The organism is Actinoallomurus acaciae (assembly GCF_042429965.1).
Lineage (GTDB): Bacteria > Actinomycetota > Actinomycetes > Streptosporangiales > Streptosporangiaceae > Actinoallomurus > Actinoallomurus acaciae.
Map to the genome: position 1 here is coordinate 1 of NZ_JBHLZP010000163.1, position 15,996 is coordinate 15,996.

The following is a 15,996-nucleotide window of genomic DNA, read 5'->3' on the forward strand; positions in this document are numbered from 1 at the left end:
CGCCGACCCCACTTCCATTGTCAAGCCACCCCACACACCAAAGAAAGACCACACCCACGGCTGTGGAAAACCCACGGCCCAACCGAGACAGGCTCTAGGACGCCTTCCTCGTGGCCCTCAGCAGGTCGGCGTTGAGGCGGGAGATGGTCTCGAACGGGATGCCCTTGGGGCAGACCGCGGTGCACTCTCCGGTGTTCGTGCAGCCGCCGAAGCCCTCGGCGTCCATCTGGGCGACCATCGCGGTGACCCGGCCGTACCGCTCGGGCTGGCCCTGCGGCAGCACGCCGAGGTGGGTGATCTTCGCGGCGGTGAACAGCATCGCCGACGCGTTCGGGCAGGCGGCGACGCAGGCGCCGCAGCCGATGCAGGTCGCGGCGTCGAAGGCGTCGTGCGCGTCGGCCTGTGGCACCGCGATGGCCGCGGCCTCCGGCGCCGACCCGGTCGGGGCGCTGATGTACCCGCCGGCCTGGATGATGCGGTCGAACGACGAGCGGTCCACGACCAGGTCCTTGATGACCGGGAACGCCGCCGCGCGCCACGGCTCGATCGTGATGACGTCGCCGTCCTTGAAGTGCCGCATGTGGAGCTGGCAGGTCGTGGTGGCCTGCTGCGGGCCGTGCGGGGTGCCGTCGATGACGAGCGAGCACATGCCGCAGATGCCCTCGCGGCAGTCGTGGTCGAACGCGACCGGTTCCTCGCCCTCGAGGATCAGCTTCTCGTTGAGCACGTCGAGCATCTCGAGGAACGACATGTCCGGCGAGACGTCGTCCAGCTCGTAGGCGACCATCCGGCCCTTGTCACCGGCGTTCTTCTGCCGCCAGATCCTCAGTGTCAGCTTCATGCCCACGGGTCGCCCACCCTCCTCGCTCACTCCACTCACTGCGTCGGGTTCGCTCACTTGGTCGGGTTCGCTCACTTGTAGGACCTCTGGACCATCTTCACGTTCTCGTACTCCAGGTTCTCCTTGTGGAGGACCGGGGCCTCGCCGGTGTACTCCCAGGCGGCGACGTAGGCGAAGTGCTCGTCGTCGCGCAGGGCCTCGCCGTCGGGCGTCTGGGACTCGGCGCGGAAGTGACCGCCGCAGGACTCCGCGCGATGCAGGGCGTCGACGCACATCAGCTCGGCCAGCTCGAAGAAGTCCGCGATCCGCCCGGCCTTCTCCAGCGCCTGGTTGAGCTCCTCGTTCTCCCCCGGCACCTTGACGCGGGTCCAGAACTCCTCGCGCAGCTCACGGATCCGGTCGATGGCCTTGCGCAGGCCCTCGTCGGTGCGCTCCATGCCGCAGTACTCCCACATGAGCGCGCCGAGTTCGCGGTGGAAGGAGTCCGGCGTACGGTCGCCGTCGATGGACAGCAGCCGCTCGATGCGGCCGGTGACGGACTCCCGCGCCTCGACGACGGCCTCGTGGTCGTCGCCGACCTTCGGGAAGGGCCCCTTGGCGAGGTAGTCGCTGATGGTGTTCGGCAGCACGAAGTAGCCGTCGGCCAGCCCCTGCATCAGCGCGGACGCGCCGAGCCGGTTGGCTCCGTGGTCGGAGAAGTTCGCCTCGCCGACCACGAACAGGCCCGGGACCGTGGACTGCAGGTCGTAGTCGACCCACAGGCCGCCCATCGTGTAGTGCACCGCCGGGTAGATGCGCATCGGCACCTCGAAGGGGTCCTCGCCGGTGATGCGCTCGTACATCTCGAACAGGTTGCCGTACTTGTCCGCGACCGCCTTGCGGCCGAGCCGCTGGATCGCGTCGGCGAAGTCGAGGTAGACGCCGAGCCCGCCCGGGCCGACGCCGCGACCCTCGTCACAGACGTTCTTGGCGGCGCGGGAGGCGATGTCGCGCGGCACCAGGTTGCCGAAGGACGGGTAGATCCGCTCGAGGTAGTAGTCGCGCTCGTCCTCGGGGATCTCACGAGGATCGACGCCCTTGTCGGCGGCCTTCTTCGGCACCCAGACGCGGCCGTCGTTGCGCAGCGACTCCGACATCAGCGTCAGCTTCGACTGGTGGTCGCCGCTCTGCGGGATGCACGTCGGGTGGATCTGGGTGTAGCACGGGTTGGCGAACAGCGCGCCCTTGCGGTGCGCCCGCCAGGTGGCCGTGACGTTGCAGCCCTTGGCGTTCGTGGACAGGAAGAACACGTTGCCGTACCCGCCGGAGGCCAGCACGACGGCGTCGGCGGTGTGCGTCTCGATCTCGCCGGTGACCATGTCGCGGGCGACGATGCCGCGCGCGGCGCCGTCCACGATGATCAGCTCCAGCATCTCGTGCCGGGTGAACATCTCCACGGTGCCGGCCGCGACCTGGCGTTCGAGCGCCTGGTACGCGCCGAGCAGCAGCTGCTGGCCGGTCTGGCCGCGCGCGTAGAACGTACGGGAGACCTGGACGCCGCCGAAGGAGCGCGTGTCGAGCAGGCCGCCGTACTCACGGGCGAACGGCACGCCCTGCGCCACGCACTGGTCGATGATCTCCACGCTCACCTGGGCGAGCCGGTAGACGTTCGACTCGCGTGACCGGTAGTCGCCGCCCTTGACGGTGTCGTAGAAGAGCCGCTGGATGCTGTCGCCGTCGTTGCGGTAGTTCTTCGCGGCGTTGATGCCGCCCTGCGCGGCGATGCTGTGCGCGCGGCGCGGGCTGTCCTGGTAGCAGAACGACTTGACCTGGTAGCCGAGTTCGCCGAGCGTCGCGGCGGCCGAGCCGCCGGCCAGGCCGGTGCCGACCACGATGACCGACAGCTTCCGCCGGTTCGCCGGGTTGACCAGCTTGCCGCCGAAGCGGCGCTTGTCCCAGCGCTCCTCGATCGGCCCCTCCGGCGCCCTGGTGTCCCGGATCGGCTCGCCCTCGGTGAACAGATTCATGAGCCCTCCTTCGTCGGGAGAGTGATCACGGGCGCCGTGTTGTCGATTCGCTCACTTCGTTCGCTCATGAGACCACCCCGATGGTGACGAAGACCGGCACGGACACGAAGCCGAGCACGAGCACCGCCGCGACGGTGTCGGCGAGCAGGCGCAGGCCGCGGTAGCGGTTCTGCCGGCCCCAGCCGAGCGTCTGGAACGCGCTCCACAGGCCGTGCCGGAGGTGGAGCCCGACCAGGATCACGGCCACGACGTAGAAGAGCGTGATGTACCAGTGGGAGGGGGCGAAGTCGGCGACGACCTTGTCGTACGGCTCGGCGCCGCCCCCCTTGGGGTTGACCGCGCCGAACGTCAGGTCCAGCAGGTGCCAGATGACGAACAGCAGGATGACGATCCCGCCGTAGCGCATGACGTGCGTGGCGTACCGGTGCTCCTGCGTGGTGGGCCGGGCCGCGTAGCGCACCGGGCGGGCCCGCCGTGCGCGCCGGGCGAGCGAGACCGCCGACCACATGTGGAGGATCACCGCGACGGTGAGCACGACCTCGATGATGGTCAGGACGACCCGGTGCGGAAGCGCGGGCTCGCCCATCGTGCGCAGCCAGTGCGCGTAGTGGTCGAACTCGGTACGGCCGAGGAAGATCTTGAGATTGCCGATCATGTGGGCGATCAGGTACAGGACGAGGATCGCCCCGGTCACCGCCATGACGACCTTCTTGCCGACGGAGGACCCGTACAGCCTCCGCGGAAGCGCCTGTGAGGAGGCCGCCTGCGGAGGTGCGGTCACCGTGCTCGCTCTGGATGACACATTGCGGACCGTATGTCCGGTTCAAAAGAGGCGTCCAAGACATGATGACGCTCGTTTCGATAGCCGTAGGCTATGACATGTGCAGCTACAGCAACTCTCGTACTTCGTCGCCGTCGCGGAGGTGAGGCATTTCACACGGGCCGCGGAAACCCTCCGGGTCGCGCAGCCGTCCCTGTCCAAGCAGATCAAGACGCTGGAGGCGGAGCTGGGCGCGCCGCTGTTCAGCCGGGCGCGGGGCAACATCACATTGACACCCGCCGGCGAGGCGCTCCTGCCGCTCGCCCGCCGCATCCTCGCCGACGTCGAGACGGCCCGCCGTGAGATCCAGGACCTGACCGGCCTGCGCCGGGGCCGGGTGCGGCTGGGCGCGACCCCGTCGCTGTTCGCCGGGCTGCTCGCCGACGCCCTGGCGCGCTTTCGCGTCCGCTATCCGGGCATCGAGCTTCGCGTGGAGGAGGGCGGCTCCCGCGACCTCGTACGGGACCTGGCGCGCGGGCACCTCGACCTGGCGCTGATCATCCTGCCGCTGCAGAGCACCGACCCCTCGCTGGAGACCGCGCCCATCCTGCGGGAGGACCTGGTCGTGGTGTCGCCGCGCTCGGACCCGCCCAAGCGGCCGTACGTACGGATCGAGGACCTGCGCGGCCAGCCGCTCGTGATGTTCCGCAGCGGTTACGACCTGCGGGAGGCGACCCAGACGGCGTGCCGGCAGGCCGGGTTCGAGCCGACGTTCGCCGTCGAGGGCGGCGAGATGGACGGGGTGCTGCGCTTCGTCGAGGCCGGGCTCGGCCGGGCGCTCGTGCCGTCGATGGTCCTGTCGGGCCGGGCGGGACTGGTCGGCACGCCGCTGGCGCCGCCGGGACTGGAGCGCACGATCGCGCTCGCGCACCGCAAGGACGTGCACCCGACCCACGCCGCACAGGCGTTCCACGAGACCCTGCTGAGCTTCCTCGCCGAGATCGAGAGCCGCGGCGAATTGCCGCCGGGCGTCTCGCGGATCGCCAGGGTCAGCGGGAGATGACCTCCACGTCGGGGGCGAACTCCCGCAGCGCCCTGCCCAGCCGCCGGGGGGCGATGCGCCAGCCGCCGAGGCGGGTGGAGACCAGGCGCGGGCGGTCGTCGCGCTCGGGGGCGTAGCCGCGCAGCGCGACGGCGCCCCGGCCGGCGGACCCGCCGTCGGCGGAGTGGAACTCGATCGCGGTGACCTCGTCCCACTCGAACCACTCGCCCTGCGCAGGCCTGCCCGACGGGCACCAGTAGACGCCCTTCTCCGCGACCGCGAACGCCACCGCCCCGCGCGCCACCCGGCGCAGGCCGACCGCGGCGAACACCAGCAGCCCGGCGCCGACGAGCGGCATCAGCCACTGGGCGCCGTACATCGTCCAGCCCCAGGGGTCCAGGTGAGAGCCGGGCCGCCAGTGCAGCCGCGGTGGTCGTGAGGTCACGCCGAGCACGAACCCGGCGATGATCGCCGCGCCGAAGACGGCCGGTACGAGCGGCCCCCACCAGGCGTAACGGACGACGTATGCCCCCGGCCCGAAATGGCTCCGGCCCCGCATCGACAACTCCCGTCACAGATGTCTCGTACGTCGCATGTTAGTGAGGCCGCAGGGGCTGATGGGAAAATCCGATACTTGCCCGCCTCGACGCCTTCTCAAACGGACAGTCGCCATGAAATCATCACAAGTAGCGCGATAATTCTCATACGTAGATCCATGGTCAGTAGACCGTAAAACGGGCACACCCTACTGGTGAGTAAGTGGGGAGTTTCACATGTGACGACCGCGCCTCGTATCGTGCTCGTGACAACTCCCTAATAACGTATGAGCGCCCCTGAACAGAGGAGAGGCTCGAGTACAGGCAGCCTCCCCAGGTGGTGTGCCTTCGATGGAGAATCCCGCATGACGCAGACAACGGTGGAAGCGCCGTCCAAGGATCGGGCTCAGATCCCGGCGCGCACCCTACGCAAGGATCGTTACTGGCTCAGTCCGCTGGCGACGTTCGTCTTCTTCCTGGCCTGGGTCGTCTACGCGACCGTGCGCTCGATGATGGGCAGCAGCTTCTGGGTGGACAAGTACCACTACCTGACGCCCTTCTACTCCCCGTGCGTCAGCAAGGCGTGCCCCGCCGAGGCGGCGGACCTCGGCCGGTTCGTACCCGAGCATCTGCCGTTCTTCATCCCGTACGCGCTGATCTCGCTGCCGTTCCTGCTGGGGTTCCGGCTGACCTGCTACTACTATCGGAAGGCCTACTACCGGGCGTTCTGGCTCACGCCGCAGGCCTGCGCCGTCCCGGACAAGAGCCCGGTGCGCAGGACGCCCGGCGGCTACACCGGTGAGAGGCGCTTCCCGCTCATCCTGCAGAACGCGCACCGCTACTTCTGGGTGGTCGCCGGCCTGATCTCCATCGTGAACACCTGGGACGCGATCAAGGCGTTCCACGGCGCGGACGGCGGCTTCGGCATCGGGCTCGGCACGGTCATCCTGTGGGCCAACGTCATCCTGCTGTGGGGTTACACGCTCTCCTGCCACTCGTGCCGCCACGTCATGGGCGGGCGGCTGAAGAACTTCTCCAAGGCTCCGATCCGCTACTGGCTCTGGACCCAGATCAGCAGGCTCAACACCCGCCACGGGCAGTTCGCGCTCATCACGCTCGTCTCCCTCGCGGTGACCGACGCGTACGTCGCGCTCGTCGCGCACGGGAGCTTCTCCGACCTGCGGATCTTCAACTAAGGACCGGCCACAAGTGACTGAAATCGAAAGGCTGCAGTTCGACGTCGTGGTCATCGGCGCCGGTGGCGCCGGCCTGCGCGCCGCGATCGAGGCCCGGCTGCAGGGCAAGAAGACCGCGATCATCTCCAAGTCGCTGTTCGGCAAGGCGCACACGGTCATGGCCGAGGGCGGTGCCGCCGCGGCCATGGGCAACGCCAACCCGAACGACAACTGGCAGGTCCACTTCCGCGACACGATGCGCGGCGGCAAGTTCCTCAACAACTGGCGCATGGCCGAGCTGCACGCCAAGGAGGCGCCGGACCGCGTCTGGGAGCTGGAGGCCTGGGGCGCGCTGTTCGACCGCACCAAGGAAGGCAAGATCAGCCAGCGCAACTTCGGCGGCCATGAGTACCCGCGCCTGGCGCACGTCGGCGACCGTACCGGCCTGGAGCTGATCCGCACCTGCCAGCAGAAGATCGTCTCGCTCCAGCAGGACGACCACAAGGAGCTCGGCGACTACGACGCCAAGATCCAGGTGTTCGCCGAGACGACGATCACCCGGCTGCTGAAGGACGACGAGGGCAAGATCTGCGGCGCCTTCGGCTACATCCGCGAGACCGGCAAGTTCGTGGTCTTCGAGGCGCCCGCCGTCGTGCTGGCCACGGGCGGCATCGGCAAGTCGTTCAAGGTGACCTCCAACTCCTGGGAGTACACCGGCGACGGGCACGCGCTCGCGCTGCTCGCCGGCGCGTCGCTGATCAACATGGAGTTCGTGCAGTTCCACCCGACCGGCATGGTCTGGCCGCCGTCGGTCAAGGGCATCCTCGTCACCGAGTCCGTCCGCGGTGACGGCGGTGTGCTGCGCAACTCCGAGGGCAAGCGGTTCATGTTCGAGTACATCCCGGACGTCTTCAAGGCCCAGTACGCGACCACCGAAGAAGAGGGCGACCGCTGGTACGAGGACCCCGAGAACAACCGGCGCCCACCCGAACTGCTGCCGCGTGACGAGGTCGCCCGCGCGATCAACTCCGAGGTCAAGGCCGGCCGCGGCTCACCGCACGGCGGCGTGTTCCTCGACATCGCCTCCCGCCTCAAGCCCGAGCAGATCATCAAGCGCCTGCCGTCGATGCACCACCAGTTCAAGGAGCTGGCCGACGTCGACATCACGGCCGAGCCGATGGAGGTCGGCCCGACCTGCCACTACGTCATGGGCGGCGTGGAGGTCGACCCGGACACCGGCGCGGCGCTCGTGCCCGGCCTGTTCGCGGCCGGTGAGGTCTCCGGCGGCATGCACGGCTCCAACCGCCTCGGCGGCAACTCCCTGTCCGACCTGCTCGTCTTCGGGCGGCGGGCCGGCCTCGGCGCCGCGGAGTACGCCTCGGAGGTCACCGTCACGGTTCCGGAGTCCGAGGTCGAGGCGGCGATGGCCGAGGCACTCGCGCCGTACGAGCGCGAGGGCGGTGAGAACCCCTACGCGGTGCACCAGGAACTGCAGCAGACGATGAACGACCTCGTCGGCATCATCCGCCGCGAGGGAGAGCTGGAGCAGGCGATCGAGGCCCTCGGCAAGCTGCGCGAGCGGGTCGGGTCCGTCTCCGTCGAGGGCGGCCGCGGCTACCACCCGGGCTGGCACCTGGCCCTCGACCTGCGCAACATGGTCCTCGTGTCCGAGTGCGTCGCGAGGGCGGCGCTGGAGCGTCAGGAGAGCCGCGGCGGCCACACCCGCGACGACTACCCGCAGATGTCGGCCGAGTGGCGCAAGCTGAACCTCGTGTGCAGGTCGAGTGATGGCACCGTCGAGCTCAAGCGCCAGGACATGGAGCCGATGCGGGAGGACCTCATCGGGCTCTTCGACCGCGACGAGCTGAAGAAGTACCTGACCGAGGACGAGCTCCCCGCTGAGGAGAACTGAGATGGGCTACAAGGCGAAGTTCCGGGTCTGGCGCGGCGACGCCGGCGAGGGTGAGCTCAAGGACTACACGGTCGAGGTCAACGAGGGCGAGGTCGTCCTCGACGTCATCCACCGCCTGCAGGCCACCGAGGCCCCCGACCTGGCGGTCCGCTGGAACTGTAAGGCGGGCAAGTGCGGCTCGTGTTCGGCGGAGGTCAACGGCCGCCCGCGGCTGATGTGCATGACGCGGATGTCGACGTTCGAAGAGGACGAGACGGTCACCGTCACGCCGATGCGCACCTTCCCGGTCATCCGCGACCTGGTGACCGACGTGTCGTACAACTACCAGAAGGCGCGCGAGGTCCCCTCCTTCGACGGCGGCGACGTCGAGCCGGGCGAGTTCCGCATGCAGCAGGTCGACGTCGAGCGCTCGCAGGAGTTCCGCAAGTGCATCGAGTGCTTCCTGTGCAACAACACCTGCCACGTCATCCGTGACCACGAGGAGAACAAGGAGCACTTCGCCGGCCCGCGCTTCCTCATGCGGGTGGCCGAGCTGGAGATGCACCCGGCGGACGTGGCCGACCGGCGGCAGATCGCCCAGGAGGAGTTCGGCCTGGGCTTTTGCAACATCACCAAGTGCTGCACCGAGGTCTGCCCGGAACACATCAAGATCACCGACAACGCACTGATCCCGATGAAGGAGCGCGTGGTCGGCCGCCGCTACGACCCGCTGGTCTGGCTCGGTTCCAAGATCGGCATCGTCAAGCGGGACAAGGAGAAGGAAACCCCGAAGGCGTAGACATCCCATCGCGAACGCCCGGCCTCCGCGGCCGGGCGTTCGCGTTTCCAGGGGACGACCGGCCGCGGAGCCCGCCGCCCGGGTCGGGGCAGGCGGCGAGCCCGCTCCATGCACCCGGCCGCGTTCCTACACCCGGCACTGTCGATGTGATCAGCCACTCCCGACCGGCGCGCAGTGATGCAAAACCCCGAACCGCCGCTCCGCGACCCGCATGAGCCCGGCCAGATCCGCAGTCGCGTCCCGGCCGGAGGACACGCCGCGAACAAAGATCTCGATCCACGCGTCCCGCGCCCCGCACGCGAACGTCGCAGCGGTGAAGTACGGAAGCCGGGCGCTCGGGGAGTAGACCGTGAAGCCGGTGCCGAGCGTGGCGGGCAGTCGCGTGGGGTGATCTGCTGCGACGTCCTTCGTCCATTTCGCGATCTCGCTCCCGCCGCCTGTCACACTCCACTGCACGGCCAGCGGACCGTATCTCTGCTCATCCTTCACCGCGCACATCGAAATCTCCTCGCCGGTCCCGACGTTCCGTACTTCATACAGGCGCCCCGAGACGCCGGTGACCCGGCTCAGCGCACGCCGTGAGACGAGGTCGCACCAGTACGGAGCCGCGTCGGTCACCGGATCAGAGGACGCGGGACGGCCGGGTGGCGACGTCATCGTGGAATGCGGCGCGGAAGGCCGTCGCTCGTGGTGATCGGACGCACAGGCGCTGATGAGCGAGACACCCAACGCGAGAATCATCGCCCGTCCGCCGCGCCTCACGGCGTCTCACTCGCACCGTTGAAACTGCTGATCGCGTCGTCATGACTGTTTTGGATCACCGTCTCGATCGACTGGCTCATCCGCGGAGCCTCGAAGTTCTTATCCTGGGACCAGTCGATGAAGTGGGACCGCGCACGATCGTCCCACTTACTGGGCGGGAGTATCTTTCCCTTTTCATCGGCGAACGGCTCGCCCGGCGCCGTGCCTCCAGAAGCGTTGAAACGGTCGATCGCGACGGACAGTGACATCTGGCGAAGCAGCGTGCGTACCGCCTGCTCGTCGGTGGCGGCCTTAGTGTCCTGTGCCGCTGACCCATCGGCCTGCTGCATGTGTTGGAACAGCCACGCACCGACCTTGCCGTACTGCCGGTCGGCGAATTCGCTGTAGAGGCCTGCGGGCACGCCGCTGAAGAGCTTGGCGTACGGGATCGGAACGAGCCCGATTCCCTTGTCGATCAGATCTTTGATCTGAGCATTCGCCGTGTCGACCTTCACGCCGTGGGCGAGGAGCGCCTCCCGACGCAGCGCGAGGAGGTGGCCCAGGAAACCACCCTGCGCGATCAGCACGTTGTCGACGCCGGTGCTGCCTGCGGGACGCTTGTCGAGCAGGGCGCGGGAGCGGCCGATCGCACTCTCCACCAGGGACATGAACCCATCGTCGGACTGACCGGCCTCGACCAGGAGCGCATCGACGTCTCGCGCGGAGGGCAGGCTCTTCGGTGGCTCACTGCCACTGATGTCGGCGAAAAGGCTGTCTTCCAGGTCCTTGAGGTGGGAGCACATGATGGCTCCCAGGCTGGGGCGGAGGCCGGACAGGTCGTCGGCGTGACCGTCGACGTCGTTGAACTTCAGCCGGTGGTCCTTGTCGTAGGTGAAGTAGCGGCGGGTGTCGCGGCCGAGCAGTTCGCTCGTCTCCTTGAGGAGCTGCTGCGACACGGCGTCGTGGCCGGACGTCGCGGCGCTCATGGTCTGGCCGAGGCTGGTGCCGTGGTCGGTGTAGGCCCACAGAGGGCGGCGTTCGTGCAGGAGGTATTCGAGGTCGGAGTTCTTCTGACCGGCCGGTGTGTGGTTCAGGAGCGCCTGTGATCCGGCCTTGGTGAAACCGGCGGCGTGCAGCAGACCGTTCAGGAAGTCCGTGCGTCCCTGGGAGGGCGGCTGCGCCGTGGGCCTGTCCCCCTCCGGGGTGAGCGCCCATCCCAGGTGCAGGAGACCCGTCAGGTCGGGCATGGGCGCCGATCCGTCTTCCGGTCGACGATGGGGCAGCCCGGGCACGTACGGGAAAGTGACGGGAGGCGGCGTTCTCGGGAAAGGGTGCCCTGGGCGGTGTTCCCGGTCGTAGGCGATCATGTCTCTTCCCACGATCTGCATGAACCGCGCCGAAAAGGGCGGGCGTCCGTCGCTCATGGAGAGAACGGTCGCGAGGGACTGATAGCCGTTGTACGTGTCGTCCGGCCCGCCTTTCGGGAAACGATGATCGGCGCGCCCTTGGTCCTTGAGCCGGTTCAAGTACGAATCGCCGACGTAGCCGCCGCTCGCCGGATTCGTCCCTGTCGCGAGTGCCCTGCCGAGCATCTTCAGCGCGCCCTGGACGCCCGCTTCCTCGTCTCCCAGGTCCGGACCACGAGCGTCCATGGCCGTCCGCAGTCGTTGTGCGAGAGCGGCGGGGAGGGTGATCACCCCGTCGGCGCCCAGGCGTTCGAGCAGAGACCTGGCGAAGTCGGGGTTGTTCGCCTCGGAGGCGAACCTCGCCAGTCCGCCGAGGGCCTTCCGATCGCCGCCTGCGGCCTGCTTCGCGAGGTCGGCCGCCTCGGCGCCGTCGATCCTGGACCGAAGAGCGTCCAGCCGGTCGGGAAGCTCCCACATCGTCCCGCCGGAGACGGAGAACGCGAAGCCGATCCTCTCCATCTCGTGCACCAGGCGCTGCCGGCGCTGAAGGTCGGTCGCCTGCTCACGCAGGCGACCGGCCACCTCGCGGATACGGATGGCCGGGGACGTGTCGAGCTGCGCGCTGTTCAGCTCGGCCCACAGTGCCTGGGCGAGCCGATCGATCTGGGCGGCCGCCCGCACGTGGCCGCTCACCATGGCGTCGAAGGCGGGCTGGCGGACGCCGACGAACGACGCGGAACGGCCGCTCATGAGATCTTCGGCACCGCGGCGAGTTTCGCCTGTGCGCTCCGAACGGCCTGGGAGAGCTGCCCCCGCAGCTCCGCGCGGTCAGAACGCACGGAGGAGCCGAATCGGCGCCCGGCCGGGCCCATCCACGCGTCCGCGTCCATGGCGCCACAGGTGGGATCCAGGGCATGCCAATAATCATCCGAAAGCCGCTGAATGCGCGCCAGGGCGGCTCGTAAGCTCCGCGTCAATTCCTCAAGATCACCGTCTGCCATGTCGCCTCCCCCGGATGACAACAAGAACAACAGCGATGTTGTCATGATGTCGAGAGGGTGTCAGCCCTACCTGATATCCGGTCTTATCAACGGGGTGGTTCGTGTTCATCCTTATCGAACGGAAGCGACGACATAAAAGACCAATTACTCAAGCAGTACGTCGATGCGACCACTGCGTGCACCGATGGAGACGGCCCGGCGCCGTCCCCCGACCGGAACGGCATGGTCATGTGAACTGAGGCGCCCGGCGGTCTAGCCTTTGACGGTGGAAGCCGAGGAGACCGCGATGTCAAACCCCCACGACGATCCCGGGCACCGTCCCCCGCCACCGCGACAGGGCGAGCCCCAGCCGTCATACCCGGGCGGGCCGCCCCCGCCATACCAGACCGACCCGCACGCCTACCCGGGTCCGCCGCCGCAGCCGGGCGGCCCCTGGCAGGGCCCCCCGCCCGGCCCCGGCATGCCTCCCCAGCAGCCGGGCTACGCACCACCTCGCCGTGGCGGCAAGGGCTTCTTCGGGACGCTCTTCGACGTCAACTTCGATCACATGCTCACAGTCAGACTGGCGCGGACGATCTACACCCTGATGACGGTTCTGATCACCATGTTCGCTCTAGTCGTGCTGTGGTATGGATTGTCATTCTTCGCCTGGAACGCCACGCTCGCCGTGATGACGATCATCGCCGCCCCGTTGATCTGGGTGTTCGACCTCGTCGTGGTCCGTGTCTTCATGGAGTTCGTGATCAACCAGTTCAAGATCACGGAGCACCTCAAGGCGATGCGGGATCGGGAGGGGCTTCGCTGATCCCTGTCATGGGCGCGCGCGGGCGCGTTAGGCTCACACAGGCAACGGCGGACGTGGCGAGGGACGGGTAGTGGCGGACATCGAGCGGCCGTCCGGCACACGGCGCGACGAGTTCGGGACGCGTCGCGACACCGACCGGCCGGACACCACCCGTCGTGACGGTGAGCCGTCCGCGCCGCCCTCCCTCGTGCGACTCCCGGCCGAGCTGTCCGGCCGGCTCACGCTGATCGGCGAGCTGCCCGCACAGGGCGCCGAGTCCGACCTCCTGCACGTACGCGACCCCGCGGGCACCGAGCTCGTCGTCAAGCTGTTCCGCCGCGGTTTCACCGCCGACCGCGAGGTCTGGCAGAAGCTGCCCACCCTCGACTCCCCGCACGTCGTGCGCATCCTGGAGACGGGGCACGCGGAAGGCCGTGACTACGAGGTCATCGAGTACATCGCCGCCGGCAACCTACGGGCCGTCGGGGCGCGGCTGCCACCCGCGCTGGTCGCCGAGGTGGTCGCGCAGCTCGCCGCCGGGCTCGACCGCCTGCACCGGGCGGGCATCGTGCACCGCGACCTCAAGCCGGAGAACGTCCTGGTCCGCGGCACCACCCCGATGCGCCTCGCCATCACCGACTTCGGGCTGAGCCGGGTGATCGAGCAGAGCGTGGTGTTCGCCTCGTCGTCGCGGACGCTGGCGTACGCCGCGCCGGAGTCCTTGTCCGGTCAGGTCTCCCCTGCCCGCGACTGGTGGTCGCTCGGCATCATCGTGCGCGAACTGCTCACCGGCCGCACCCCGTTCGCCGGCATGAGCGAGACCGCCGTCGTCGACCATCTCGCCACGCGCACCGTCGACTGTGACGACATCGCCGACACGCGGATGCGGTTGCTCTGCCGTGGCCTGCTCACCCGTGATCCCCGCCGGCGCTGGACCGGGCAGGAGGTCGAGCGCTGGCTCGCCGGAGAGAGCCCCGCCGTCGCCGAGCCCGAGCCGCCGCGCGTCTCCCCGCTCGAGACCGGCGCCGCGCGGGGCGCGCTGGCGTTCGGCGGGCAGACCTACACCGACCGCGCGCAGTTCGCCCGCGCGCTCATCGCCGACTGGGAGAACGCCGCCCCCTACTTCTTCGGCACGATGTTCACCCCGGTCGGGCCGAGCGAGGCATGGCAGGCGCTGCGCGAGTGGCTGAACGGCTTCGACGACGACTCCGAGGGCCGGATCCGTCTGATCGACCAGTCGCTGACCGGCGACCGCCCGCCCAACGTCAAGCTCCTGCACCTGGTGCGCTGGCTCGACCCGACGCTCGAGCCGTACTATCTCGGGCTCCGCGTCCTGCCCGAGGACCTGCCCGCGCTCGCCGGCGTGGTCGACGACCCGCGCCACCCCGACCGGGCCATCGCGGCGCGCGTCGTAAGGGAGCTGTGGGAGCTGCACCTGCTGCCGGAGTTCGCCGCGTTCGCCGGAGGCGACGGGCTCTCCGCGATCAACGACCGCTGGCACGGGCTCGCCGCCGAGTGGAACCGCCTCGCCGCCTGGCTGCGGTCCCAGCTGCCGCGTACCGGGAGCCGTCTCCCCGACGCGGGCGCCCGCGGGCTGGACGAGCCGCCCGTGGTGCTCGCGACGCTGCTCGCACTCGCCGGTCGGCCCGCCGAGACCGAGGACGCGCTGCGCTCGGCCGCCGTACGGGCGCGTGAGGAGGTCCGCGAACCGGTTCCGTGGTTCGGCTGGCTCTCCGAGCAGGCCGGTGACGATCCGCTGCGGCTCTTCGCCGTCGTACGCGCCGCGCCCGACGCCGTGCTGGAGATCGAGGGTGCGGCCCGTCGGCGGCAGGAGGCGGAGCGCCGGAGCGCCGAGGGTCTCCGCCACTGGAACGAACGCGAGCGCCGGCGCCTCGCCGGCCGGCCGGCCGCGATGGTACGCGCCGTCCTGTGGACGCTGCCCCTGCTGGTCGTGTGGGCGGGCGGCGGCTGGCTCCTGGCTCAGCTCCGCCACGTCGCGCAGAACGACAGCTACGGCGGTGTCGGCGCGGTCGGCACTCCGACCACGCTGCTCGTGGTCGCCGCCGTCGGCACCTGGCTCGTCGGCGTCGCCTGCGAGGTCCTCCTCGCGTCGCGCCAGGCGGCGGACTATCTGCCGCTCGGGCCGTGGTCCTGGCTGGCCAAGGGGCTCGGCGGGGTCAAGCGAGGCGTGTCGGGCGCCTCCCGCACGCTGTCGGGGGCCACGCGGCGCCGTGGCCCGGCCGGGTGCGGCGTGCTGCTGGCCGTCGCGGTGGTGCCGCTGGTCGTCTTCCTGGTCGTGGTGGCCATGCTGATCTCCATCGCCTGGCTGCTGTGGCTGGCGGTCATGGTGGTGGCGGCGATCGCGCACGTGGTGATGACCGGGATACGGGCGCAGCGGTGGCGGCAGGAGCGCGAGCGTACGAAGGAGCAGGCCGTGGGAGGGCGACTGTGAGCAGCGGCGTCGAAGCCGACATCGCACTGGACGCGGCGGTCATCGCCAGCCTCGGCCTGATTCGTGTGCTCGGTGGCGCGGCCGGGCTGGCCGCCGCCGGCACAGGTCTGCTCGCCGGGCTGGCCGAGGAGCGCGCCGAGATCCGGGCCCGCCGGCTCCAGGAGATCCGGCACCACGAGCAGGCGGTCGGCGAGGTTCTCGACCGCAACGCGCGGATCGCCGCTCTCGCCTCGTCGGCCAAGGAGCACGACGCCCAGATCGCGTTGCCGCTCCCCTTCGAGCCCGCCGACAAGACCGTCGGTGAACTGGTCGGCTGGTGCGCCGAGGCCGACGCCGCCCTGACCAAGGCCGAGGAGGAGCTCGCCACCGTCATCGCCTCCGCCGCGACCGGCCGTATCTTCGCCCCCGCCACCGAGACGCTGAAGGCCACGGCACCGGCCGCGTCGCCGCCGCCCGCCGTCACCGCGCTCGCCACGACCCTGACCCGGGTCCTCGCCCGGCTCCTGCCCGACACGACCGAGGACGATCGGCGCCGCGTCACCGAGGCCGCCGAGCAGGGATA

12 protein-coding genes and 1 pseudogene are annotated in these 15,996 nt (G+C 69.3%); 7 read left to right on the plus strand and 6 right to left on the minus strand.

All coding sequences use genetic code 11. The annotated features are described in order from the left end of the window. Positions 1-94: 94 nt before the first annotated feature. From ACFFNX_RS21940 to ACFFNX_RS21950, 3 genes are all read right to left on the minus strand, one after another. On the minus strand, positions 95-841 hold the full coding sequence (locus tag ACFFNX_RS21940; protein WP_378205239.1) for a succinate dehydrogenase/fumarate reductase iron-sulfur subunit: 747 nt from the start codon (positions 839-841) through the stop codon (positions 95-97). A gap of 71 nt (positions 842-912) precedes the next feature. Then, positions 913-2,847 carry a fumarate reductase/succinate dehydrogenase flavoprotein subunit gene (locus ACFFNX_RS21945; protein ID WP_378205242.1) on the minus strand — a complete coding sequence of 645 codons (1,935 nt, stop codon included), beginning with the start codon at positions 2,845-2,847 and terminating at the stop codon, positions 913-915. 64 nt (positions 2,848-2,911) lie between these two features. Further along, positions 2,912-3,649 (minus strand): succinate dehydrogenase cytochrome b subunit, encoded by a 738-nt coding sequence (locus tag ACFFNX_RS21950; protein WP_378205245.1) that lies wholly within the window; start codon positions 3,647-3,649, stop codon positions 2,912-2,914. 79 nt (positions 3,650-3,728) lie between these two features. On the opposite strand from ACFFNX_RS21950, the gene ACFFNX_RS21955 reads away from it, so the two are divergent. Next, positions 3,729-4,670 carry a LysR family transcriptional regulator gene (locus tag ACFFNX_RS21955; protein WP_378205248.1) on the plus strand — a complete coding sequence of 314 codons (942 nt, stop codon included), beginning with the start codon at positions 3,729-3,731 and terminating at the stop codon, positions 4,668-4,670. Here the strand turns inward: ACFFNX_RS21955 and ACFFNX_RS21960 are convergent. Next, complete coding sequence (locus ACFFNX_RS21960; protein ID WP_378205251.1) at positions 4,657-5,208, minus strand: hypothetical protein; 552 nt, start codon at positions 5,206-5,208, stop codon at positions 4,657-4,659. The two genes, ACFFNX_RS21955 and ACFFNX_RS21960, sit on opposite strands and share 14 nt — an antisense overlap. 342 nt (positions 5,209-5,550) lie before the next feature. On the opposite strand from ACFFNX_RS21960, the gene sdhC reads away from it, so the two are divergent. The 3 genes from sdhC to ACFFNX_RS21975 are packed head-to-tail and all read left to right on the plus strand — an operon-like array spanning position 5,551 to position 9,050. Then, on the plus strand, positions 5,551-6,381 hold the full coding sequence (gene sdhC, locus ACFFNX_RS21965; RefSeq protein ID WP_378205254.1) for a succinate dehydrogenase subunit SdhC: 831 nt from the start codon (positions 5,551-5,553) through the stop codon (positions 6,379-6,381). A gap of 13 nt (positions 6,382-6,394) precedes the next feature. Continuing rightward, positions 6,395-8,272, plus strand: a complete 1,878-nt coding sequence (locus ACFFNX_RS21970; RefSeq protein ID WP_378205257.1) for a fumarate reductase/succinate dehydrogenase flavoprotein subunit — start codon at positions 6,395-6,397, stop codon at positions 8,270-8,272. Between the two features lies 1 nt (position 8,273). Further along, complete coding sequence (locus tag ACFFNX_RS21975; protein WP_378205260.1) at positions 8,274-9,050, plus strand: succinate dehydrogenase/fumarate reductase iron-sulfur subunit; 777 nt, start codon at positions 8,274-8,276, stop codon at positions 9,048-9,050. A gap of 150 nt (positions 9,051-9,200) precedes the next feature. Here ACFFNX_RS21975 and ACFFNX_RS21980 read toward each other — a convergent pair whose 3' ends face one another. Further along, positions 9,201-9,668 (minus strand): hypothetical protein, encoded by a 468-nt coding sequence (locus tag ACFFNX_RS21980; RefSeq protein ID WP_378205263.1) that lies wholly within the window; start codon positions 9,666-9,668, stop codon positions 9,201-9,203. Positions 9,669-9,808: 140 nt separating this feature from the next. Next, the gene (locus tag ACFFNX_RS21985) at positions 9,809-11,947 is read right to left on the minus strand and encodes a hypothetical protein (RefSeq protein WP_378205265.1); all 2,139 of its coding nucleotides are present in this window, start codon (positions 11,945-11,947) and stop codon (positions 9,809-9,811) included. Between the two features lie 537 nt (positions 11,948-12,484). Between ACFFNX_RS21985 and ACFFNX_RS21990 the strand changes: the two genes are divergently transcribed. The 3 genes and pseudogenes from ACFFNX_RS21990 to ACFFNX_RS22000 form a co-directional block, all read left to right on the plus strand. Further along, complete coding sequence (locus tag ACFFNX_RS21990; RefSeq protein ID WP_378205268.1) at positions 12,485-13,003, plus strand: DUF4282 domain-containing protein; 519 nt, start codon at positions 12,485-12,487, stop codon at positions 13,001-13,003. Between the two features lie 70 nt (positions 13,004-13,073). Next, complete coding sequence (locus ACFFNX_RS21995) at positions 13,074-15,434, plus strand: serine/threonine-protein kinase (protein ID WP_378205271.1); 2,361 nt, start codon at positions 13,074-13,076, stop codon at positions 15,432-15,434. Beyond that, positions 15,431-15,996 (plus strand): annotated as a pseudogene (locus ACFFNX_RS22000) (response regulator receiver protein); the annotation flags it as partial. The gene ACFFNX_RS21995 and the pseudogene ACFFNX_RS22000, both read left to right, overlap by 4 nt.